Genomic DNA, 21,781 nt, shown 5'->3' with positions numbered 1-21,781 from the left:
TAAAGGCCTCAGTCGAGCAGGGCAAGGGTATCGAGGGCGATCTGCCGCTCTTCGTTGGTTGGCACCACCAGTATCCGTGGGCCGTGCGCTGCCTGGATCGGCCCGCCGACGCCACGAATGCAGCGCGCATTGGCCGCAGGGTCGAGGGTAAAGCCGACCAGGCCGAGGTGGTCGAGCGTCTTGCTGCGGATCAGCGCCGAGTTCTCGCCAATACCGCCGGTGAAGATCAGGCCGTCGAGCCGGCGCAGCGCACAACTCATCGCCGCCAGCGACTTGGCCAAGCGGTAGCAGAACACCTCGATGGCCAGCGTGGCGCCGGCGTGGCCCTGTTCGCAGGCCTGTTCCAGGGTGCGCATGTCGTTGGACAGACCGGACAGGCCGAGCAGGCCGCTGTCCTTGTTGAGCATTGCGTCGATCTGCTCCAGGCTCCAGCCCAGGGTGCGCGCCAGGTGGCTGTGCAGGTTGGGGTCGACGTCACCGCTGCGCGTGCCCATCACCAGGCCTTCCAGGGGGGTCAGGCCCATGCTGGTATCGCGGCTGTGGCCGTTCTCCACGGCGCAGGTCGAGCAGCCATTGCCCAGGTGGGCCACCAGCCAACTGCTGTCCTCTGGCGGCAGACCGGTCATCTGTGCCGCTTGCTGGCTGACGTAGCGATGGCTGGTGCCATGAAAACCGTAGCGGCGCACACCATGCTCACGGTACAGCGCGGCCGGTAAGGCGTAGCGATAGGCGTGTTCGGGCAGACTCTGGTGGAAGGCGGTATCGAACACGGCAACCTGCATCAGGCCGGGAAATAGCTTCATCGCCGCTTCGATGCCCAGCAGGTTGGCGGGGTTGTGCAGGGGCGCCAGCGGCGCGACCTGGCGGATAGCCTGCAGGCTGATAGTGTCCAGGCGCGTGGCCCCGGAGAAATACTCGCCGCCGTGTACCACGCGATGGCCGATGCCATGCAGTTCGCCAGCGGCGACGCGCTGCACGATAGGCAGCAGGTGCGACAGCGCCAGGCGATGGTCGGCGCCGGCAATCACCAGGCTGTCGCGCTCATCACCCTGCTGCCAGTGCAGGATGGCTTCGGGGCTGCCCAGGCGTTCGGCCAGGCCACTGAGGGGGAAGTGCTCCTGGGCTTCGTTGACCAAGGCGAACTTGATCGACGAACTGCCGCAGTTGATCACCAGAATGTTGCGTGCAGGCATTTAGATTTCCTTGAATTCATCGTGCGACCGCTCCCCGGCACACCAGCCGCAGACGAAGGGGCTGCCCAGTCTGGCCTGGCGCTGTTCGGGGTCGAGTACCCAGGGCCGATTCTGCCAGGGTGGTCGGTGGCGCACATGCTGAGTGTGACCACAGGACAAGACTGCCACCCAGTCGCCGTGCTCGTCCTGACGAAAATCAACGATACGCACAGCCCGTTTGTCCGGGCTCGGGTCGCAATCGTGGGCGGCCTTGGTTAAACTTGACCGTTCATTTCTCTTTTGCAAAAGGTCTCCCCATGCTGATCGCCGCCAACAAGGCCGTCTCCATCGACTATACCCTGACCAACGATGCCGGTGAGGTGATCGACAGCTCCGCTGGCGGCGCGCCGCTGGTGTATCTGCATGGTGCCGGCAACATCATCGCTGGCCTGGAGAAGGCTCTGGTCGGCAAGCAGACCGGCGATGAGCTGGACGTTTCCGTCGAGCCGGAAGAAGCCTACGGCGAATACAGCGCCGAGCTGGTCGCCACCCTGAGCCGCGCCATGTTCGAAGGCGTCGATACCCTGGAAGTGGGCATGCAGTTCCACGCTTCCGGCCCGGACGGCAGCATGCAGATCGTCACCATCCGCGACATCGATGGCGACGACGTGACCGTCGACGGCAACCACCCGCTGGCCGGCCAGCGCCTGAACTTCAAGGTCAAGGTCGTAGGTGTGCGTGACGCCAGCGAAGAAGAAGTGGCTCATGGTCACATCCATGGCGAAGGTGGTCACCACCACTAACAGGCTGAGTCGCCCGTCAGGCGACTTGCGGTCGTTCCGAACGGAGCAACCGCTGCTAAGCTCAAGCTTGCGATCAAGGCGCCTCACGGCGCCTTTTTCATGTATCCAGGCGTGCTCATTCGCAGCCGCCTTGAAGGTTGACGGGCCTTGCGCCCGTTGCACTGGATTCGCCGAGGAAGTTCGTCATGAGTGCCTTTCACGATCTCAATCTACGCGCGCTGGACGGTCAGGAGCTGCCGCTTGCGCCCTACAAGGGTCAGGTAGTGCTGGTGGTCAATGTTGCCTCCAAATGCGGCCTGACACCTCAATACGCCGGGCTGGAAAAGCTCTATCAGCAATACAAGGGCAATGGTTTCACCGTGCTCGGCGTGCCCTGCAACCAGTTCGCCGGGCAGGAGCCGGGCAGCGAGGACGAGATCCGTTCGTTCTGTAGCCTCAACTATGGCGTGAGCTTCCCGCTGGGCAGCAAGCTGGAGGTCAACGGCCCCGGTCGCCATCCGCTGTATCGTCTGCTGGCTGGCGAGGGCGCGGAATTTCCCGGCGATATCACCTGGAACTTCGAGAAGTTTCTGGTCGGCCAGGACGGGCGTGTGCTGGCGCGTTTTTCGCCGCGTACCACACCGGACGATCCGGCACTGATCCAGGCCATCGAGAAAGCCCTCGGCCTGTAAGCGTTTGACACCTGCGTTCTCGAACCGAGAAGCAGGTGAGGCGAATCAGCCAAATTGACGGCCATTTCCTCTTTTGCTCTTGTTCGCGTGGTCGCCCGCTTGCTTAATCGGGCGACTTGCCGAGGAGTGTGCCGATGACCCGCTTTGCCAACGAGCAACTACCTGCCATGGCCACGCCGGCCGAGTTGCGCGCGCTGATCGAAAGTCGCCGCGCCGTGCGTCGCTTCACGCCCGAGCCGGTGCCCGAGGATGTGATCCGTGATTGTCTGCAACTGGCCGTGCTGGCGCCCAATTCCTGCAACCTGCAGCCCTGGAGCTTTCAGGTGATTCGCGATGCGGCGCTGCTGGCGCAGTTGCATCCAGTCTGCATGAGCCAGAACGCTGCCCGTGCGCCGCTGATCATCGCCGTGCTGGCGCGTCCGGATACCTGGCGCCAGGCCTGCCAGAACATTATCGAACAGTGGCCCGAGGCCGACGTGCCGGCGCGCATCCGCCACTTTTACAGTAAGACTGCGCCGTTTCAGTACAACCAGGGGCCGCTGGGCCTGTTGGGGCTGTTCAAGCGTCAGCTGGTGCGGCTGATGGCGTTGCGCAAGCCGCTGATGCGCACGCCCAACAGCAAGGCCGACATGCGCCTGTGGGCGGTAAAATCCACCGCGCTGGCGGCGCAGAACCTGATGCTGGCCTTCCAGAGCCATGGTTATGCCACTTGTCCGATGGAAGGCTTCGACGAGCCGCGTTTGCGTCGTGTGCTGGATATCCCGCGCCAGGCCATCCCCATCATGCTGCTGGCCGTCGGGCGGCAGGGCGAGAAGGGCGTGTACAACCCGCGTTTGCGCTTCCCGCTGGAGCAGCAGGTGATCTGGCGCTGATCTGGATCAAGTCACCGTCTCTTGAATACGGCGTAATCGTCCTTATCTAGTCTGCATCTGAGCGAGTTTCTTTTTTCGGGGAAGTGGTCCCGGCTCGCCATCCTGGAGGAAGGACATTTATGCGTATCGATCGTTTGACCAGCAAGTTGCAACTCGCACTCTCCGACGCCCAATCCTTGGCCGTGGGCATGGATCACGCTGCCATCGAACCGCTGCACCTGATGCAGGCGCTGCTCGAGCAGCAGGGCGGCTCGATCAAGCCGTTGCTGATGCAGGTCGGCTTCGACATCAACAGCCTGCGCCAGGGCCTGACCCGCGAACTGGATCAGCTCGGCAAACTGCAGAACCCCACCGGCGACATCAACCTGTCGCAGGATCTGGCACGCCTGCTCAACCAGGCCGACCGCCTGGCGCAGCAGAAGGGTGACCAGTTCATTTCCAGCGAGCTGGTGCTGCTCGCCGCCATGGACGAGAGCACCAAGCTGGGTAAGTTGCTGCTCGGCCAGGGCGTCTCCAAGAAGGCCCTGGAAAACGCCATCGCCAACCTGCGCGGCGGCCAGGCGGTGAACGATCCCAATGTGGAGGAGTCGCGCCAGGCGCTGGACAAGTACACCGTCGACCTGACCAAGCGCGCCGAAGAAGGCAAGCTCGACCCGGTGATCGGTCGTGACGACGAGATTCGCCGCACCATCCAGGTGCTGCAGCGCCGTACCAAGAACAACCCGGTGCTGATCGGCGAGCCTGGCGTCGGCAAGACCGCCATCGCCGAAGGCCTGGCCCAGCGCATCATCAACGGCGAAGTGCCCGATGGTCTGAAAGACAAGCGCCTGCTGTCGCTGGACATGGGCGCGCTGATTGCTGGCGCCAAATTCCGTGGCGAGTTCGAAGAGCGCCTGAAGGCGGTGCTCAACGAGCTTTCCAAGCAGGAAGGGCGCATCATCCTGTTCATCGACGAGCTGCACACCATGGTCGGCGCCGGCAAGGCCGAGGGCGCCATGGATGCCGGTAACATGCTCAAGCCGGCCCTGGCTCGCGGTGAGCTGCATTGCGTTGGCGCCACCACGCTGGACGAGTACCGTCAGTTCATCGAGAAGGACGCTGCCCTGGAACGCCGTTTCCAGAAAGTGCTGGTGGACGAACCCGGCGAGGAAGACACCATCGCCATTCTGCGTGGCCTGAAAGAGCGCTACGAGGTGCACCACGGCGTGACCATCACCGACGGCGCGATCATCGCGGCGGCCAAGCTCAGCCATCGCTACATCACCGACCGCCAGTTGCCGGACAAGGCCATCGACCTGATCGACGAGGCCGCCAGTCGTATTCGTATGGAGATCGACTCCAAGCCCGAGGCGCTGGACCGTCTAGATCGCCGTCTGATTCAGTTGAAGATCGAGCGCGAGGCGCTGAAGAAGGAAGACGACGAGGCGACCAAGAAACGCCTGGTCAAGCTGGAAGAGGATATCGCCAAGCTGGAGAAGGAATACGCCGACCTGGAGGAAATCTGGAAGTCGGAGAAAGCCGAAGTGCAAGGTTCGGCGCAGATCCAGCAACGTATCGAACAGGCCAAGACCGAGCTGGAAGCCGCGCGGCGCAAGGGTGATCTCAACCGCATGGCCGAGCTGCAGTACGGCATCATCCCCGATCTGGAACGCAGCCTGCAGATGGTCGATGCGCACGGCAAGAGCGAGAATCAGCTGCTGCGCAACAAGGTCACCGATGAGGAAATTGCCGAGGTCGTGTCCAAGTGGACGGGCATCCCGGTGAGCAAGATGCTCGAAGGCGAGCGCGAGAAACTGCTGAAGATGGAAGGCCTGCTGCACCAGCGCGTGATCGGCCAGAACGAGGCGGTGGTCGCTGTTTCCAACGCCGTGCGCCGTTCGCGTGCCGGTTTGGCCGACCCGAACCGGCCGAGCGGCTCGTTCCTCTTCCTCGGCCCGACCGGGGTGGGCAAGACCGAGCTGTGCAAGGCGCTGGCCGAGTTCCTCTTCGACACCGAGGAGGCGCTGGTGCGTATCGACATGTCCGAGTTCATGGAGAAGCACAGCGTGGCGCGCCTGATTGGTGCACCGCCCGGTTATGTCGGCTATGAAGAGGGGGGATACCTGACCGAGGCCGTGCGTCGCAAGCCGTATTCGGTGGTGCTGATGGACGAGGTGGAAAAGGCGCATCCGGACGTGTTCAACGTGTTGCTGCAGGTGCTGGAGGATGGCCGTCTGACCGACAGCCATGGCCGCACCGTGGACTTCAAGAACACCGTGATCGTGATGACCTCCAACCTCGGTTCGGCGCAGATTCAGGAGCTGGTGGGCGACAAGGAAGCGCAGCGCGCGGCGGTGATGGATGCGGTGAGCAGCCACTTCCGTCCCGAGTTCATCAACCGTATCGACGAGGTGGTGGTATTCGAGCCGCTGGGCCGCGAGCAGATCGCCGGCATTGCCGAGATCCAGATGGGCCGTTTGCGTGCTCGCCTGACCGAGCGCGAACTGAGCCTGGAGCTGACCCCGGAGGCGCTCGACAAGCTGATCGCCGTCGGTTACGACCCGGTGTACGGCGCGCGTCCGCTCAAGCGCGCGATTCAGCGCTGGATCGAGAACCCGCTGGCGCAGCGCATCTTGGCGGGCGACTTCGCGCCGGGGGCGGTGGTACATGCCAAGGTCGAAGGTGAGGAAATCGTCTTCGCCTGATCGAGTGTCGCGTTAAAACAAAGGCCCGCCAAATTGGCGGGCCTTTGCGGTTTTAGCCCGGATGCAATCCGGGAAGTCAGCGTCAGGTTGCTCCGGATTGCATCCGTGCTACGGGGTTTCAGCGTTTCAGCAGCAACCACCCCAATGCTTCTTCTTCGAGGTATGGCCAATGCCGGGGTTGAAGGTGTTGGTCGGGTCGAGCTCGCGGTAAAACCCCGCCAGTGCCGGCTTGGCCACGTAGAGATGGCCGACGTTGTGCTCGGCTGGGTACTCGGCGCGGCGTTCGTCCAGCAGCTTCCACATGGCATGTTCCATGGCGAGCGGGTCATTGCCCTTCTTGACGATGTAGTCCTGATGGAACACATGGCAGAAGAAGTGCCCGTAGTAGAGCTTGTGGATGATCCTGTCTTCCAGCGCCTGCGGCAGCGTTTCGACCCAGTCACGGTCGTTGCGGCGCAGGGCGATATCCAGGGCGAGGATATCCTCGACGCTGCTGCGGTGCGCCTCGCGGTAGCGAATCGCCGCGCCGGCGATGGCGAAGCGATGCAGGAAGGCCTTGCGCCCTTCCTCGGCGTCACACTCGAAGTAGGCGCCGCTGGCGCTGCCGCTGAAGTACTCGGTGAGGAAGGTACGGGTCTGCTCCAGCGTGTCGTTCGATACCCGCACCAGCAGGTGATGCTCGTAGCGGTCGCGATACTCGCGCATGCGCGCCGGCAGGTGGCTGGGCAGCAGGTTCATCAGTGCCTGGATCACCTTGTCGGTCACCCCGCGCAGGCCGAAGCGCTCGAAGAAACCGTCGACCCGGCTTTTCATGGCGAAGGCGGCCGGCACTTTGGCGGTGCCGAATTTATCGATCACCAGGAAGGTGTCCTTGCCGTATTTCTCGCCGATATCGAAGGCCGTGCGGTGGATGTACTCACCGGCAATCGGCAGGCGTGGCAGCTTGGCCAGCAGGTGGCGGCGCACTTCAGTGAGGTCGTGCGGATCGTTGCTGCCAATGTAGAACACCGTACTCGGCTCTTTCGGGAAGGTATCCAGACGCACGGCGAACAGGCACAGCTTGCCGGCCGAACCGGAGGCTTCGAACAGACGCGAGGGGTCGGCATTGAAACGCGCCGGGGTGTCGGCGTCGACATCGCGCACATGCTCGCCGTAGCGCGCGTCGGATGCCTTGGCCGTTTCCTCGTTGCGCACCTGCTGCGGCGTGTAATCGCCGTTCTGCAGGCGGGTAAGAATATCCTCCGGGGTGTCGCCCAGCTCGATTCCCAGGTGGTTGACCAGTTCCAGCGAGCCGTCATCCTTCACCTGCGCATACAGCGCCAGCTCGGTATAGGCCGGGCCACGGCGTACCAGGGCACCGCCAGAGTTGTTGCAGATGCCGCCGAGCACCGAGGCGCCGATGCAGGATGAGCCGATCACCGAATGCGGTTCGCGATTCAGCGGCGCCAATGCCTGTTCCAGGCGATCCAGGGTCGCGCCCGGCAGGCACACCACCTGCTGGCCATCGTTGATCAGTTGTACGCCGGTGATGCGCAGGGTGCTGATCAGCACGATCTCGCGGTCGTAGTCGTCGCCATCGGGCGTCGAGCCGCCGGTCAGGCCGGTGTTGGCCGCCTGCATGATGACGATGCGGTCGGCCGCCACCGCCGCCTGCAGGATGCGCCACTGCTCCAGCAGCGAGCCTGGGCGTACCACCGCCAGGACATTGCCCTCACCGGTGCGGTGGCCCTTGCGAAAGCGCCGTGTGGCGTGATCGTCGGTCAGTACATGGCTGCTGCCGACGATCTGGCGCATCTGCGCCAGCAGGGCTTCACGGGTGACGGTGGTTGCGGCAGCAGTCATGGGATCAGCGCTCCTTGACCAGCAGATCCGAGGTGATCTCGGCGATGGACTTGGCGCCAGTCAGCACCATGGCCACGCGCATTTCCTTCTCGATCAGATCGAGCAGATTGCTCACGCCGGCGCCACCGGCAGCGGCCAGGGCATAGAGGAAGGCGCGGCCGAGCAGCACGGTGTCGGCACCCAGAGCAATCATGCGCACCACGTCCAGGCCGGTACGGATGCCGGAGTCGGCGAGGATTTTCAGGTCACCCTTGACTGCGTCAGCGATGGCCGGCAGGGCGCGAGCGCTGGACAGCACGCCGTCGAGCTGACGACCGCCATGGTTGGAAACGATGATGCCGTCGGCGCCGAAAGTCACTGCGTCGCGGGCGTCTTCCGGGTCGAGGATGCCCTTGATCACCATCGGGCCGTCCCAGAAATCGCGGATCCATTCCAGGTCCTTCCAGGAGATCGACGGGTCGAAGTTGGCACCCAGCCAGCCGATGTAGTCGGCCAGGCCGGTCGGGTTGCCGCGGTAAGCAGAGATGTTGCCAAGGTCGTGCGGCTTGCCCATGAGGCCGACGTCCCAGGCCCACTGCGGATGAGTCATGGCCTGCAGCATGCGGCGCAGCGCCGCGTTCGGGCCGCTCATGCCGGAGTGGGCGTCACGGTAGCGGGCGCCGGGCACGGGCATGTCGACGGTGAACACCAGGGTTGAGCAGCCAGCGGCCTTGGCGCGTTCCAGGGCGTTCTTCATGAAGCCGCGATCTTTCAGCACGTAGAGCTGGAACCACATCGGCCGGTCGATTGCCGGGGCGACTTCCTCGATCGGGCACACCGAGACGGTGGACAGGGTGAAGGGAATGCCCTTGGCCGCTGCCGCCTTGGCAGCCTGCACCTCACCGCGACGGGCGAACATGCCGGTCAGACCGACCGGTGCCAGGCCGACCGGCATGGACATCTTCTCGCCGAACAGCTCGGTGGACAGGTCCAGCTCGGACATGTTCTTCAGCACGCGCTGGCGCAGTTCGATGTCCGACAGGTCGGCGACATTGCGGCGCAGGGTGTGCTCGGCATAAGCACCGCCGTCGGCGTAGTGGAACAGGAAGGGCGGCAGCTTGCGCTGCGCGGCGGCGCGATAGTCGGTAGAGGCAGAAATGATCATGGGCTCATCCTGTTACTGAAAAGAGAAAGCGTAGCCTGACGGAAAATGCCCCGACAGGGTCGGGGCGCTTTCGCGTGACGAGGTTCAGTGCATCAGCGGGTCAGTCACACCCAGCACGTAGATCGCGATCATCGCGATGATGCCGGTGAACAGTACGTAGTACAGCGTCGGCCAGATGGTCTTGCGCAGGGTGCTGCCTTCGCGCCCGAGCAGACCGACGGTGGCCGAGGCAGCAACCACGTTGTGAATCGCCACCATGTTGCCGGCCGCGGCGCCGATGGCCTGAACGGAGACGATCAGTGCGCTGGAGATACCCAGGCTGCTGGCCACGCCGAACTGGAACTGGCTGAACATCATGTTGCTGACGGTATTGGAGCCGGCGATGAAGGCGCCCAGTGCGCCGATACTTGGCGCCAGCAGTGGGTAGATGCCACCAACGCTCTCGGCTACCCAGCCAGCCATGAGGATGGGCATGCTGGCCAGCTCGGCGCCATTGACGCCGGAGTTGATCAGGATGCGTACCATCGGCACGGTGAACAGCAGCACGAAGCCGGCGCTGAGCAGCACGCTGGACGATTCCTTCACGGCCTTGCCCAGGTCACGTGCTTTCATGCCATGCAGGAAGAAGGTGGCCAGCACCACGGCCACCAGAATACCGCCCGGCAGGTACAGCGGCTGGAAATTGGCACTGACGCCGGCCTCGCCGAGCAGATCGGGGAAGTTCACCACCACGGCTTTCAGTGCATTACCCACTTCCGGGAATACGCGGCTGATCACCAGCAGGGCGCCAACCAGTACGTAGGGCAGCCAGGCACGCAGCGCGCTCATGGGCTTGGCGGTCAGCTCGTCCAGTTTCATCTCGACACTGCCCAGCCACTCGCTCGGCCATTTGTCCGCCGGCGCGAAGTCCCAGGTCTTCTTCGGCACCAGGAAGCCAAAACGCGCGGCGCTGGTGACGATGGCCAGGCCGATCAGGCCGCCCAGCAACGACGGGAATTCCGGACCAAGGAAAATACCGGTAGCCGCGTAGGGCAGTACGAAAGCCAGGCCACCGAAGATAGCAAATGGCAGCACTTCCAGACCCGCTTTCCAGCTTTTTTCCTGACCGAAGAAGCGTGTCAGCATCATGACCATGATCAGTGGCATGACCACGCCAACGGTGGCATGAATGATCGCTACCTGGCTGGTGATCAGCTGCAGGAATTGCCCCCAGGACGAACCCTGCTCGACCAGTTGTGCGCCAATGCTCGCGGTATCCAGGCCGGTGTTGATGCCAACGATGATCGGCGTACCGACAGCGCCGAAGGAGACCGGTGTGCTTTGCACCAGCATGCCCAGCAAAACGGCGGCCATGGCTGGAAAGCCGATCGCCACCAGCAACGGCGCGGCGATGGCGGCGGGTGTGCCGAAGCCCGATGCGCCTTCGATGAAGCAACCGAACAGCCAGGCGATGATGATGGCCTGGATGCGGCGATCAGGGCTGATGGTGGCGAAGCCGGCCCGGATCGCGGTAATACCGCCGGAATGCTTGAGGGTGTTCAGCAGCAGAATTGCACCAAAGATGATCCACAGCAGGCCGAGGGTGATCAGCAAACCCTGCACGGTGGAAGCCAGAACGCGGTTGAGGGTCATGTCCCAGGCGAACAGGCCGACAGCGGCAGTGACCAGGTAGACCAGTGGCATGGCGTGTTTGGCCGGCCAGCGCAGACCGATCAACAAGATTGCAGCAAGCAGGATCGGCGAGAACGCCAGCAGGGCGAGAATTCCGTTGGACATCAGGGCTTACTCCACACGAGTGCGCGTCTGGCGCGGCAGGGATGAGGCGTTATCGAACTGGCTGGCAGCGTGTCGGGCTGTCATGGCGAACCTCGAAGGATTGTTATTCTTGTGGGTTTAATTGGTAAGACCAATTTACAAAGTGACGGGGTCAGGTTAAAAGTTGCTCAGCAGGCTGTCAAATCGAGCCATTAAGACTTTGGTCGTATGGTGCTTGCTTGTTCAGTGAGGACGGGCGCTATAGGCTTGCGCCTCAGACTTCTGGTCTGGTCAAACCAATGGAGATACGGGTGATGGAAGTAGGTCAGGTGCGGCAGCGACGTCTTTCGGATGACATCGTCGCGCAGCTGGAAACCATGATTCTCGAGGGCACCTTGCGTGCCGGCGAGCGGCTGCCTGCCGAGCGTGCGCTGGCCGAGCAGTTCGGCGTTTCCCGCCCGTCCCTGCGCGAAGCGATCCAGAAACTGGTGGCCAAGGGCTTGCTGGTCAGTCGCCAGGGCGGCGGTAACTACGTGGCCGAATCACTCGGCTCGACCTTCAGTGATCCGCTGCTGCAACTGCTGGAGCACAAGGAGGATGCCCAGCGTGACCTGCTGGAGTTTCGTCACACGCTGGAAGGCTCGTGCGCCTACTACGCGGCCAAGCGTGCCACCGATATCGACCGACAGCGTTTGACCGAGGCCTTCGCGGCCCTGCAGGACTGCTATGCGCGAGCCGGCAAGGTGACACGTGCCGAGGAGGGGGCGGCCGATGCGCGTTTTCACCTGGCGATTGCCGAGGCCAGCCACAACGCCGTACTGCTGCATACCATTCGTGGTCTGTTCGACCTGCTCAAGCGCAACGTGGTGACCAATATCGGTGGCATGTACGCTCAGCGCGAGGAAACTCGCGACATGCTGATCGGCCAGCACCGTGCGTTGTACGAGGCAATCATCGAGGGGCGTGCGGAAGACGCGCGCAATCTTTCCAACCAGCACATCGACTATGTGCAGGAAGTGCTCTCGGAAGTGCAACTGGAAGCCCGGCGCGTAGCGCGCGCGCAACGACGCCTGGGCATATAGGCTGAAGGCTGCAATCGGCAGGTTGCATATCAAAGACAGGCGCCAGGGGCGCCTGGCCTGCAGCTTGAAGCAGCCTGGCGCGGCTCTTAGTCTTCCTTGCCCTTGCTGCGCATGGCGCGCTGAACTTCGCGGTCGGCGTCACGTTCCTTCTCGGTGTGGCGCTTGTCGAAGTCCTTCTTGCCCTTGGCCAGGGCAATTTCGCATTTGATCAGGTGCTGCTTCCAGTAGAGCGACAGCGCCACGGCGGTGTAGCCCTTCTGCTGCACGGAGCCGAACAGCTTTTCCAGCTCGCGCTTGTTCAGCAGCAGTTTGCGCGTGCGGGTCGGGTCGGCGATGACGTGGGTACTGGCGGTTTTCAACGGGCTGATGTGGCAGCCCATCAACCAGGCCTCGTCGTCCTTGAGCAGCACGTAGCTGTCGACCAGTTGTGCCTTGCCGGCACGCAGACTTTTGACTTCCCAACCGGACAGCACCAGCCCGGCCTCGAACTTGTGTTCGATGAAATAGTCATGCAACGCCTTCTTGTTCAGCGCGATGGTGCCTTGGGGATGTTTCTTTTGCTTAGCCATAGGGCGCGCATTATAGGGAGTCGCCCGCGCCTGCGCCATGGGGCGTTACCCTGCCAAACTTGAGCCAATGCCGTGAATCTCCGACAATGCGCGATCTTTTTTCCCGCATGATGGGGGCTTGGCCGCAATGGCGAGCGACAACGTTTCAATTCATGGTGCCTGGGCCAGTCGCTGGGTGTTCATTCTGGCGGCCACCGGCTCCGCCGTAGGCCTTGGCAATATCTGGAAATTCCCCTACATGACCGGGGTCTACGGCGGCGGTGCATTCGTCGTCATGTACCTGTTCTGTATCGCCCTGGTCGGGCTACCGATCATGCTGGCGGAAACCCTGATCGGCCGGCGTGGCCGGCAGAGCCCGGTCAATGCGATGAAGAGCCTGGCGATTGAGGCCGGAGCCTCGAAGCACTGGTCGCTGGCTGCGTTGATCGGCATGGTCGCTGCGCTGCTGATCCTGTCCTTCTACAGCGTGGTCGCAGGCTGGTCGCTGGATTACATTCTCGGCATGGGACGTGGCGACTTCACCGGCATCAGCGCCGAGGGCGCAGGTGCGGCGTTCGGTGGGCTGACGTCTGATCCCTGGCGGCTGACCCTGTGGCACAGTCTGTTCATGGTGATTACTGCCTTCGTCATTGCCAAGGGTGTGGTGGCCGGGTTGGAGCGCAGCCTGCGCATCATGATGCCGCTGCTGTTCGTGCTGCTGCTGGTACTGCTGGGTTACAGCTTTACTACCGGTCACTTCCGCGAAGGCTTCGACTTCCTCTTCCATTTCGATCCGAGCAAGGTACAGGATGGCATTCTCGCCGCGATGGGCCATGCCTTCTTCACCCTGAGCGTGGGTATCGGTTCGATCATGGTCTATGGCGCCTATATGCCGAAGAAAGCCTCGATTGGTGCCACTGTGCTGACCGTTGGTGTGCTCGATACGCTGGTGGCGCTGACCGCCGGTCTGGCGCTGTTCCCCATCATCTTTGCCGCCGGCCTGGAGCCGGGCGGTGGTCCGGGACTGATGTTCGTCACCCTGCCGATTGCCTTCGGCAATATCGCTTTCGGTCAGGTGATGGGTTTGGTCTTCTTCGTGCTGGTGGCTGTCGCCGCATGGAGTTCGTCGATCTCCATGCTGGAGCCGGCCGTGGCCTACTTCGTCGAGAAAACCGGGCGCAGTCGTGCCAAGGTCACGGCTGTGCTGGCATTGTTCTGCTGGCTGGTCGGGATGGGCACGGTGCTGTCGTTCAACCTCTGGGCCGAGGCCAAGTTCTTTGTCTTCGCAGAAGATGGTTTCCATCTGCTGCAGTGGGGCGCCGAGGGTGGCAAGACCTTCTTCGACAGCATCGATTACCTCACCAGCCGTATCCTGCTGCCACTGGGCGGTCTGTCCTTTGCCCTATTCGCTGGCTGGGTGTTGAGCCGCGCCACCGTGCGCGACGAGTTGGCCATCAGAAGCCCGCTGCTGTTCAATCTGGCACTCTGGCTGATTCGCGTCGTGGCACCAATCGGCGTGCTGATCGTGTTCATTGCGGAGCTGAGCAAGTAAATGGCTACTCGAATCCAGCGTTCGGCCTTGCTGCCTTATCCGGCGCAGGCGCTGTTTGACCTCGTCAACGATGTGGCCAGCTACCCGCAGTTTCTGCCCTGGTGCCGGGCCAGTGAGGTGTTGGAAGTCAGCGAAACGCATATGCTGGCCAGCCTTGAGGTTGCCAAGGGCAGCATCGGTCAGCGCTTCGTTACGCGTAACGTACTGCTGCCTGGGCAGCGTATCGAGATGAATTTGCAGGAAGGCCCATTTACCAGTCTCAACGGCGTCTGGGAGTTCAAGGCGCTGGGCGACAAGGCCTGCAAGATCAGCCTGGATCTGACCTTCGACTACGCCGGGCCACTGGTGCGCGCGACGCTGGGGCCGTTGTTCAATCAGGCGACCAATACCATGGTCGACGCCTTCTGCCAGCGAGCCAAGCAACTGTATGGATAAGCCGAGCATCGCCGTTGAAGTGGTGTATGCCCTCGCCGAGCGGCAGAAGCTGTTGCGCCTGTCGGTACCGCAGGGCACCACGGTGCGTGAGGCTGCATTGCGTTCCGGCTTGCAGCAGTTCTTCCCGGGCCTGGATCTGAGCCAGGCGCCGCTGGGCATTTTCGGCAAGGCGGTAAGCAAGCCGGAAGAGCGTGTGTTGGAGGAGGGCGAGCGGGTCGAGATCTATCGGCCGCTGATTGCCGATCCGAAGGAAGTGCGTAAACAGCGTGCGGCTAAAGCAAAAGCGCGGGAAGAGGGCGAGGAGTCAGCCTGACTTCCGCGAGGCTGCTCGGCAGGGCACAGATATGAAAAAGCCCGGATTCGCTCCGGGCTTTTTTGTGTGCATCTGTTACTGCGGGTCGGTGTCCAGCGGCTCGGGAGTCGGCACCGGAACGGTCTCGACCTGATCCACTTCGCGCTGAATCTGCTCCAGCAGCGAGCCGGGTGCGGGCGGCGTTTCATCCTGCGCTTGGGCTTGCGGCTGAGCGCTGCTGGTATCGCTACTCTGGCCCATGATGGCCTGATCACGGCTGACGCCGGGCATGAAATCACCGGCCAGGCCGACCAACTGGTCATTGCCGTCGAACACCAAGCTCACGCGCTCCTGAAAGCGCTGCCCACCACCTGGCTGGATGCTGTACAGATAGTCCCAGCGATCAGCATGGAAGGTATCGGTGATCAGCGGGTTGCCCATGATAAACCGCACTTGGCGTCGGGTCATTCCAGGGCGCAGCTGGTCTATCATGTCCTGTGTCACGACATTGCCCTGTTGAATGTCGATCTTGTAAACCCCGGGGAATGAACAACCGGCGAGTGCGAAGAGCCCGGTCAGCGACAGGCTGGTCAGCAAGAGCTTGGTTTTTTGCATCGGAGGGTGACTTCCACTATCTTGGGCAACTTGAACCCCGGATCATACCCGTATTAAGGGAGGCTGCGAAAGCAGCCCCTACGAGAAAGCAGACCATGGTTGAAAATAACGAACTGCGCAAAGCTGGACTGAAGGTGACTCTGCCACGAGTCAAAATCCTGCAGATGCTGGATAACGCCGAACATCGGCACATGAGCGCCGAGGATGTCTACAAGGCGCTGATGGAGGCTGGCGAGGATGTCGGTCTGGCCACCGTATACCGCGTGCTGACTCAGTTCGAGGCTGCCGGCCTGGTGGTGCGTCACAACTTCGATGGCGGCCATGCCGTATTCGAGCTGGCCGACAGCGGCCATCACGATCATATGGTCTGCGTCGACTCGGGCGAGGTCATCGAGTTCTTTGACGCCGAGATCGAGAAGCGCCAGAAAGAGATCGTTAAAGAACACGGTTTCGAGCTGGTCGATCACAACCTGGTGCTGTACGTACGCAAGAAGAGCTGATGCTTCTGCTGCAATCAGAAAGGCGACCCTCGGGTCGCCTTTTTACTTTGTCGTGGCCTGGATGCAATCCGGGTGGCTTGAGGCTCCCGGATTGCATCCAGGCTACGTCGCTTCAGGCTGCCTGGGCGCTGGTAACCATCTTGCGCGCGTGGGCCAGGGATTCCTCGGTCAGGTCGACGCCGCCGAGCATGCGGGCGATTTCTTCGACGCGGCCGCTCTCGTCCAGCTTGCTGACTGCCGTGGAGGTGGCGTCCTCGCCGCGCCGCTTGTGCACGAACAGGTGCTGATGGCCCTGCGCAGCCACCTGCGGCAGGTGGGTGACGCACAGCACCTGACCGCGCTCGCCGAGGCGGCGCAGCAGTTGGCCGACCACTTCCGCCGTAGGCCCGCCAATGCCGACGTCCACTTCATCGAAGACCAGGGTTGGTACGCGCGAGGTCTGCGCGGTGATCACCTGGATGGCCAGGCTGATGCGTGACAATTCACCGCCCGAGGCCACCTTGGCCAGGCCGCGTAGCGGCTGGCCGGGGTTGGCGCTGACCAGAAACTCCACGCTCTCCAGGCCGTTGGCATGGGGTTCTTCGCTGTTCAGTGCCTGCAGTTGAATATTGAAACGCCCGCCCGGCATGCCCAGCGCCTGCATTTCCTGCTCGACGGCGGCGGCCAGGCATGCGGCAGCCTTACCGCGTAGCGTGCTGAGTTCGCCGGCCTTTTCCTGATAGTGGCGCTCGTAGGCGGCCAGCTCCTCGCTCAGGCGTTCGCTGGCCTGATCATCGGCATTCAGACCTTCCAGTTCATCGAACAGTTGCTGCTGCAGGGCGGCCAGTTCGGTGGGCTGAATACGGTGCTTGCGTGCCAGGGTGTAGATGCTGTCCAGGCGTTCTTCGAGAAACTGCTGGCGCTGCGGGTCGGCATCGAAGTGATCGACGAAGCGGTTCAGTTCGCCCACGGCCTCCTCGATCTGGATCTGTGCGCTGGCCAGCAGGTTGCTCGCTTCACTCAGTGCGCCGCCCTGGCCGCCGAATGCGCCAAGGCGATTGAGGCTGGCGGTGAGTGCCGACAGTAGGTTGCCGGCGTCGCTCTCACTGCACAGATCCAGTACCTGACGACAGGCGCCGAGCAGGGCTTCGGCATTGCTCAGTGCCTTGTGCTCCTGTTCCAGCTGCTCCAGTTCATGCTCGCCCAGCGCCAGATTTTCCAGCTCTTCCAGTTGATAGCTAAGCAGTTGATGGCGAGCGCGCTGCTCGTCGCCCTGGCTGGAGATACGCTCCAGTTCGTTGCGCGTCTGCTTCCAGCGCTGCGCGGCGAGTTGCACCTGGCGCGCCAGCTCCTGGCTGCCGGCGTACTCGTCGAGCAGGCGGCGGTGGGTGTCGGTCTTGAGCAGCGATTGGTGTTCGTGCTGGCTGTGGATATCGATGATCAGCTCGCCCAGTGCCTTGAGGTCGGCCTGCGGGCAGGGACTGCCGTTGATGTAGCCGCGCGAGCGGCCCTCGGCGGTGATCACCCGGCGCAGGATGCATGGGCCGTCGTTGTCCAGATCGCGCTCGGCAAGCCAGGCGCGGGCTTCGGGAATGTCCGCCAGGTCGAAGCTGGCGAGGATATCCGCCTTGTCGGCGCCGGGGCGCACCACGCCGCTGTCGGCACGATCACCCAGGCACAGGCCAAGGGCGTCGAGCATGATCGACTTGCCGGCGCCGGTTTCGCCGCTGATGGCGCTCATGCCGGCATCCAGCTCGAGGTCCAGGTGGTCGACGATGGCGTAGTTGTGAATGGACAGGTGCACCAGCATGGCGAACGCTCCCGAGTTGATGTCTGGTTATTTATACAGTGTTTTTTCTTTTCCTGGCAATCCTCGTCTATCGCCCCTTGAAACCTGTGGAATTGACTCCATATAGGCGGCAGGTGCGCGGGCTGGAGCCGCGCTGATTGATTCGAGAGGAGATAGGCATGGCTGACGAACAGAACCTGGACACGCAGAACCCCGAACCTCAGGCGGCCGAGAGTGCCGCGCCGAGCGATGACCTGGCGGCTCGCGTACAGGCCCTGGAAGAGCAGCTGGCCGCCGCGCAGGATCAGTCGCTGCGCGTAGCGGCCGAGTTGCAGAACGTGCGCCGTCGCGCCGAACAGGACGTGGAAAAGGCGCACAAGTTTGCCCTGGAGAAATTCGCCAACGACCTGCTGCCGGTGGTCGACAGCCTGGAGCGTGGTCTGGAGTTGTCCAGCCCGGACGACGAAGCGCTCAAGGCTGTGCGCGAGGGCATGCAACTGACCCTCAAACTGTTCCTCGACACCCTGGCGCGCCACCAGTTGGAAGCGATCGATCCGCATGGGGCTCCGTTCAATCCGGATCATCATCAGGCCATGGCCATGGAGGAAAGCATCCATACCGAGCCGAACTCGGTGCTCAAGGTGTTCCAGAAGGGCTATCTGCTCAATGGTCGCCTGCTGCGCCCGGCCATGGTCGTGGTCAGCAAGGCGCCGACCACACCGCCGCCGTCCATCGACGAGCAGGCTTGAAATTTCTGGGGGCGACCCCATTTTTGAGTCAAGCGTTTTAGTGCTACCGGCGCCCGCGACAGGCGGCGACGGAATAATCAAAGTTTCGGGAGAATTTTCATGGGTAAAATCATCGGTATCGACCTGGGGACCACCAACTCCTGCGTCTCCATTCTGGAAAACGGCAGCGTCAAGGTGCTGGAGAACGCCGAAGGCGCTCGCACCACGCCGTCCATCATCGCCTACGCCAACGACGGCGAGATTCTGGTTGGCCAGTCGGCCAAGCGTCAGGCGGTGACCAACCCCCACAACACTCTGTTCGCCGTCAAGCGCCTGATCGGTCGTCGCTTCGAAGAAGACGTCGTGCAGAAAGACATCAAGCTGGTGCCTTACAAGATCGTCAAGGCCAGCAACGGCGACGCCTGGGTTGAGGCCGCCGGTAAGGAAATGGCACCGCCGCAGATCAGCGCCGAAGTGCTGAAGAAAATGAAGAAGACCGCCGAGGATTACCTGGGCGAGCCGGTCACCGAGGCGGTGATCACTGTGCCGGCCTATTTCAACGACAGCCAGCGTCAGGCCACCAAGGACGCCGGTCGAATCGCCGGTCTGGACGTCAAGCGCATCATCAACGAGCCGACCGCCGCAGCGCTGGCCTATGGCATGGACAAGGCTAAGGGCGACCACACCGTAATCGTCTATGACCTGGGTGGCGGTACCTTCGACGTGTCGGTCATCGAGATCGCTGAGGTCGATGGTGAGCACCAGTTCGAAGTGCTGGCGACCAACGGGGACACCTTCCTCGGTGGTGAGGACTTCGACATGCGCCTGATCGACTACCTCGTCGACGAGTTCAAGAAAGAGTCCGGCATGGATCTGAAGAATGATCCGCTGGCGCTGCAGCGTCTGAAGGAAGCCGCCGAGAAGGCCAAGATCGAGCTGTCGTCCGCTCAGTCGACCGACGTCAACCTGCCGTACATCACGGCTGACGCCACAGGCCCCAAGCACCTGAACGTGAAGCTTTCCCGCGCCAAGCTGGAGTCGCTGGTCGAAGATCTGGTCGCCCGTACCATCGAGCCTTGCCGTATCGCGCTCAAGGATGCCGGCATCGATGCGAGCAAGATCGACGACGTGATCCTGGTTGGTGGTCAGACCCGTATGCCACTGGTGCAGAAAGCCGTGGCCGAATTCTTCGGCAAGGAAGCGCGCAAGGACGTCAACCCGGACGAAGCCGTGGCCATGGGCGCTGCCATTCAGGGCGCGGTACTGGCCGGTGACGTCAAGGACGTGCTGCTGCTCGACGTGTCCCCGCTGACCCTGGGTATCGAAACCATGGGCGGCGTGATGACTGCGCTGATCGAGAAGAACACCACCATCCCGACCAAGAAGTCGCAGGTGTTTTCCACCGCTGACGACAACCAGAGCGCCGTGACCATTCACGTGCTGCAGGGTGAGCGCAAGCAGGCTGCGCAGAACAAGTCGCTGGGCAAGTTCGACCTGGCCGAGATTCCGCCGGCGCCGCGCGGCGTGCCGCAGATCGAAGTGACCTTCGATATCGATGCCAACGGCATCCTGCACGTGTCCGCCAAGGACAAGGCCACTGGCAAGCAGCAGTCCATCGTGATCAAGGCCAACTCCGGTCTGTCCGAGGAAGAAATCGAGCAAATGGTGCGTGATGCCGAGGCCAACGCCGAGGAAGACCGCAAGTTCGAAGAGCTGGCTACTGCGCGCAACCAGGGTGACCAACTGGTGCATGCCACCCGCAAGATGCTCACCGAAGCCGGCGACAAGGCCACGGCTGACGAGAAAGCGGCCATCGAGAAGGCCATTGGCGAACTGGAAGCGGCCGTGAAGGGCGATGACAAGGCGACCATCGAAGCCAAGATGAACGCGCTGTCCGAAGCCACCACGCCGCTGGCGCAGAAGATGTACGCCGAGCAGCCGCAAGGTGGTGCCGCGCAAGCTGACGCTGGCGAAGCCAAGGATGCCGGTGACGACGTGGTCGACGCTGAGTTCGAAGAGGTCAAGGAGAACAAGTAAGGGGTGCGGCCTGCTCGGCGGGCCGCTTCTTCTTTACGCTCCACCGTCGCTCGCGACGGGCAGGATTAGCCGCGCGGGAGCCATCTCCCGCGTCGGCGTATCTGGAGCTCACGAATCTGAGAGTGCAGCACAACTATGGCAAAACGTGACTATTACGAGGTCCTGGGGGTCGAGCGCGGCGCCAGTGAGGCCGAGCTGAAGAAGGCCTATCGACGCCTGGCGATGAAATACCACCCGGACCGCAACCCGGATGACAAGGACGCCGAAGAGAAATTCAAGGAGGCCAACGAGGCCTACGAAGTGCTCTCCGACGCCAGCAAGCGTTCGGCCTACGACCAGTACGGCCACGCCGGGGTCGATCCGCAGATGGGCGGTGGCGGCGGTGCCGGTTTTGGTGGCGCCAACTTCTCCGACATCTTCGGCGATGTCTTCAGCGATTTCTTCGGTGGTGGTCGTGGTGGTTCGCGCGGTGGCGCCCAGCGTGGCAGTGACCTGCGCTACACCCTGGAGCTGGATCTGGAAGAAGCGGTACGCGGCACCACCGTGACCATCCGCGTGCCGACCCTGGTTGGTTGCAAGACCTGCGATGGTTCGGGCGCCAAGAAGGGCACCAGCCCGGTGACCTGTACCACCTGCGGCGGTATTGGCCAGGTACGCATGCAGCAGGGCTTCTTCTCCGTACAGCAGACCTGCCCGCGTTGTCACGGCAGCGGCAAGATGATCACCGACCCCTGTGGCAGCTGCCACGGCCAGGGCCGTGTGGAGGAGAGCAAGACGCTGTCGGTCAAGGTGCCGCCGGGCGTCGATACCGGCGACCGCATTCGTCTGTCTGGCGAAGGCGAGGCAGGGTCTCATGGTGGCCCGGCTGGCGATCTGTATGTGGTGGTCAACGTCCGCGAGCATGCGATCTTCCAGCGTGACGGCAAGCACCTGTACTGCGAAGTGCCGATCAGCTTCGCCGATGCCGCCCTGGGTGGCGAGCTGGAAGTGCCGACCCTCGATGGTCGGGTCAAACTGAAGATCCCGGAAGGGACGCAGACCGGCAAACTGTTCCGTCTGCGCGGCAAGGGCGTGGCGCCGGTGCGCGGTGGTGGTGCCGGCGATCTGATGTGCCGGGTGGCGGTGGAAACGCCGGTCAACCTGAACAAGCGTCAGCGCGAGCTGCTCGAAGAGTTCCGCAAGTCGCTGCAGGGCGACGACTCCCACTCGCCCAAGGCCAGTGGCTGGTTCGAAGGCGTGAAGCGCTTCTTCGGCGACGTATAAAACAGCGTATCGGGCGCG

Annotated in this window: 20 protein-coding genes; 12 read left to right on the top strand and 8 right to left on the bottom strand. The window is 62.7% G+C overall.

The annotated features are described in order from the left end of the window. Positions 1 to 8: 8 nt before the first annotated feature. Both J7655_RS16825 and J7655_RS16820 read right to left on the bottom strand, forming a co-directional pair. Positions 9 to 1,193: an acetate kinase gene (locus tag J7655_RS16825; RefSeq protein WP_230925411.1), complete on the bottom strand. Its 1,185-nt coding sequence runs from the start codon at positions 1,191 to 1,193 to the stop codon at positions 9 to 11. After that, complete coding sequence (locus J7655_RS16820) at positions 1,194 to 1,478, bottom strand: DUF3565 domain-containing protein (protein WP_230925410.1); 285 nt, start codon at positions 1,476 to 1,478, stop codon at positions 1,194 to 1,196. Positions 1,479 to 1,489: 11 nt separating this feature from the next. Here J7655_RS16820 and J7655_RS16815 point away from each other — a divergent pair, with 11 nt between their 5' ends. The 4 genes from J7655_RS16815 (at position 1,490) to clpB (ending at position 6,202) form a co-directional block, all read left to right on the top strand. Beyond that, positions 1,490 to 1,975 (top strand): FKBP-type peptidyl-prolyl cis-trans isomerase, encoded by a 486-nt coding sequence (locus J7655_RS16815; protein WP_004424467.1) that lies wholly within the window; start codon positions 1,490 to 1,492, stop codon positions 1,973 to 1,975. Positions 1,976 to 2,160: 185 nt separating this feature from the next. Further along, entirely contained in the window at positions 2,161 to 2,646 is a 486-nt protein-coding gene (locus J7655_RS16810; RefSeq protein ID WP_072424280.1) for a glutathione peroxidase, read from the top strand. A 134-nt stretch (positions 2,647 to 2,780) separates the two neighbouring features. Beyond that, a complete protein-coding gene (locus J7655_RS16805) occupies positions 2,781 to 3,518 on the top strand; it encodes a nitroreductase family protein (RefSeq protein WP_230925409.1) in 738 nt (245 codons plus the stop codon). A 119-nt stretch (positions 3,519 to 3,637) separates the two neighbouring features. Then, the gene (gene clpB / locus J7655_RS16800) at positions 3,638 to 6,202 is read left to right on the top strand and encodes an ATP-dependent chaperone ClpB (RefSeq protein ID WP_230925408.1); all 2,565 of its coding nucleotides are present in this window, start codon (positions 3,638 to 3,640) and stop codon (positions 6,200 to 6,202) included. 126 nt (positions 6,203 to 6,328) lie between these two features. Here the strand turns inward: clpB and dld are convergent, their stop codons facing one another. The 3 genes from dld to J7655_RS16785 form a co-directional block, all read right to left on the bottom strand. Then, positions 6,329 to 8,044, bottom strand: a complete 1,716-nt coding sequence (gene dld / locus J7655_RS16795) for a D-lactate dehydrogenase (RefSeq protein ID WP_230925407.1) — start codon at positions 8,042 to 8,044, stop codon at positions 6,329 to 6,331. Positions 8,045 to 8,048: 4 nt separating this feature from the next. Continuing rightward, complete coding sequence (lldD, locus tag J7655_RS16790) at positions 8,049 to 9,188, bottom strand: FMN-dependent L-lactate dehydrogenase LldD (protein WP_230925406.1); 1,140 nt, start codon at positions 9,186 to 9,188, stop codon at positions 8,049 to 8,051. A gap of 84 nt (positions 9,189 to 9,272) precedes the next feature. Next, on the bottom strand, positions 9,273 to 10,964 hold the full coding sequence (locus tag J7655_RS16785; protein ID WP_230925405.1) for an L-lactate permease: 1,692 nt from the start codon (positions 10,962 to 10,964) through the stop codon (positions 9,273 to 9,275). Between the two features lie 293 nt (positions 10,965 to 11,257). Here J7655_RS16785 and J7655_RS16780 point away from each other — a divergent pair, with 293 nt between their 5' ends. Next, positions 11,258 to 12,025 (top strand): FCD domain-containing protein, encoded by a 768-nt coding sequence (locus J7655_RS16780; protein ID WP_230925404.1) that lies wholly within the window; start codon positions 11,258 to 11,260, stop codon positions 12,023 to 12,025. A gap of 86 nt (positions 12,026 to 12,111) precedes the next feature. Here the strand turns inward: J7655_RS16780 and smpB are convergent, their stop codons facing one another. Continuing rightward, on the bottom strand, positions 12,112 to 12,594 hold the full coding sequence (smpB, locus tag J7655_RS16775; protein WP_106738989.1) for an SsrA-binding protein SmpB: 483 nt from the start codon (positions 12,592 to 12,594) through the stop codon (positions 12,112 to 12,114). A 127-nt stretch (positions 12,595 to 12,721) separates the two neighbouring features. Between smpB and J7655_RS16770 the strand changes: the two genes are divergently transcribed. From J7655_RS16770 to J7655_RS16760, 3 genes are read left to right on the top strand one after another with little or no spacing between them, the layout of a single operon-like run. Then, positions 12,722 to 14,125 carry a sodium-dependent transporter gene (locus J7655_RS16770; RefSeq protein WP_230925403.1) on the top strand — a complete coding sequence of 468 codons (1,404 nt, stop codon included), beginning with the start codon at positions 12,722 to 12,724 and terminating at the stop codon, positions 14,123 to 14,125. After that, on the top strand, positions 14,126 to 14,560 hold the full coding sequence (locus J7655_RS16765; RefSeq protein WP_230925402.1) for a type II toxin-antitoxin system RatA family toxin: 435 nt from the start codon (positions 14,126 to 14,128) through the stop codon (positions 14,558 to 14,560). Then, positions 14,553 to 14,873 (top strand): RnfH family protein, encoded by a 321-nt coding sequence (locus J7655_RS16760; protein ID WP_230925401.1) that lies wholly within the window; start codon positions 14,553 to 14,555, stop codon positions 14,871 to 14,873. Before J7655_RS16765 ends, J7655_RS16760 begins: the two co-directional genes overlap by 8 nt. 75 nt (positions 14,874 to 14,948) lie before the next feature. Here the strand turns inward: J7655_RS16760 and J7655_RS16755 are convergent, their stop codons facing one another. Continuing rightward, positions 14,949 to 15,467 (bottom strand): outer membrane protein assembly factor BamE, encoded by a 519-nt coding sequence (locus J7655_RS16755; protein WP_230925400.1) that lies wholly within the window; start codon positions 15,465 to 15,467, stop codon positions 14,949 to 14,951. Between the two features lie 95 nt (positions 15,468 to 15,562). On the opposite strand from J7655_RS16755, the gene fur reads away from it, so the two are divergent. Next, complete coding sequence (fur, locus tag J7655_RS16750; RefSeq protein ID WP_003240531.1) at positions 15,563 to 15,967, top strand: ferric iron uptake transcriptional regulator; 405 nt, start codon at positions 15,563 to 15,565, stop codon at positions 15,965 to 15,967. Positions 15,968 to 16,079: 112 nt separating this feature from the next. On the opposite strand, the gene recN is transcribed toward fur, so the two are convergent. Continuing rightward, positions 16,080 to 17,756, bottom strand: coding sequence for a DNA repair protein RecN (recN, locus tag J7655_RS16745; protein ID WP_230925399.1), 1,677 nt, complete (start codon positions 17,754 to 17,756; stop codon positions 16,080 to 16,082). A 158-nt stretch (positions 17,757 to 17,914) separates the two neighbouring features. On the opposite strand from recN, the gene grpE reads away from it, so the two are divergent. The 3 genes from grpE to dnaJ all read left to right on the top strand — a co-directional run bounded on the left by grpE (position 17,915) and on the right by dnaJ (position 21,763). Next, positions 17,915 to 18,484 carry a nucleotide exchange factor GrpE gene (gene grpE, locus J7655_RS16740; RefSeq protein WP_230925398.1) on the top strand — a complete coding sequence of 190 codons (570 nt, stop codon included), beginning with the start codon at positions 17,915 to 17,917 and terminating at the stop codon, positions 18,482 to 18,484. Positions 18,485 to 18,583: 99 nt separating this feature from the next. Further along, positions 18,584 to 20,500 carry a molecular chaperone DnaK gene (dnaK, locus tag J7655_RS16735; RefSeq protein ID WP_230925397.1) on the top strand — a complete coding sequence of 639 codons (1,917 nt, stop codon included), beginning with the start codon at positions 18,584 to 18,586 and terminating at the stop codon, positions 20,498 to 20,500. A 135-nt stretch (positions 20,501 to 20,635) separates the two neighbouring features. Beyond that, positions 20,636 to 21,763 (top strand): molecular chaperone DnaJ, encoded by a 1,128-nt coding sequence (dnaJ, locus tag J7655_RS16730; RefSeq protein WP_230925396.1) that lies wholly within the window; start codon positions 20,636 to 20,638, stop codon positions 21,761 to 21,763. Positions 21,764 to 21,781: the final 18 nt, after the last annotated feature.

The sequence above is a fragment of the Pseudomonas wenzhouensis genome (assembly GCF_021029445.1).
Taxonomy (GTDB): domain Bacteria; phylum Pseudomonadota; class Gammaproteobacteria; order Pseudomonadales; family Pseudomonadaceae; genus Aquipseudomonas; species Aquipseudomonas wenzhouensis.
The sequence above is the reverse complement of the archived record's forward strand: the minus strand, read 5'-3'. Positions and strand labels throughout refer to the sequence as shown.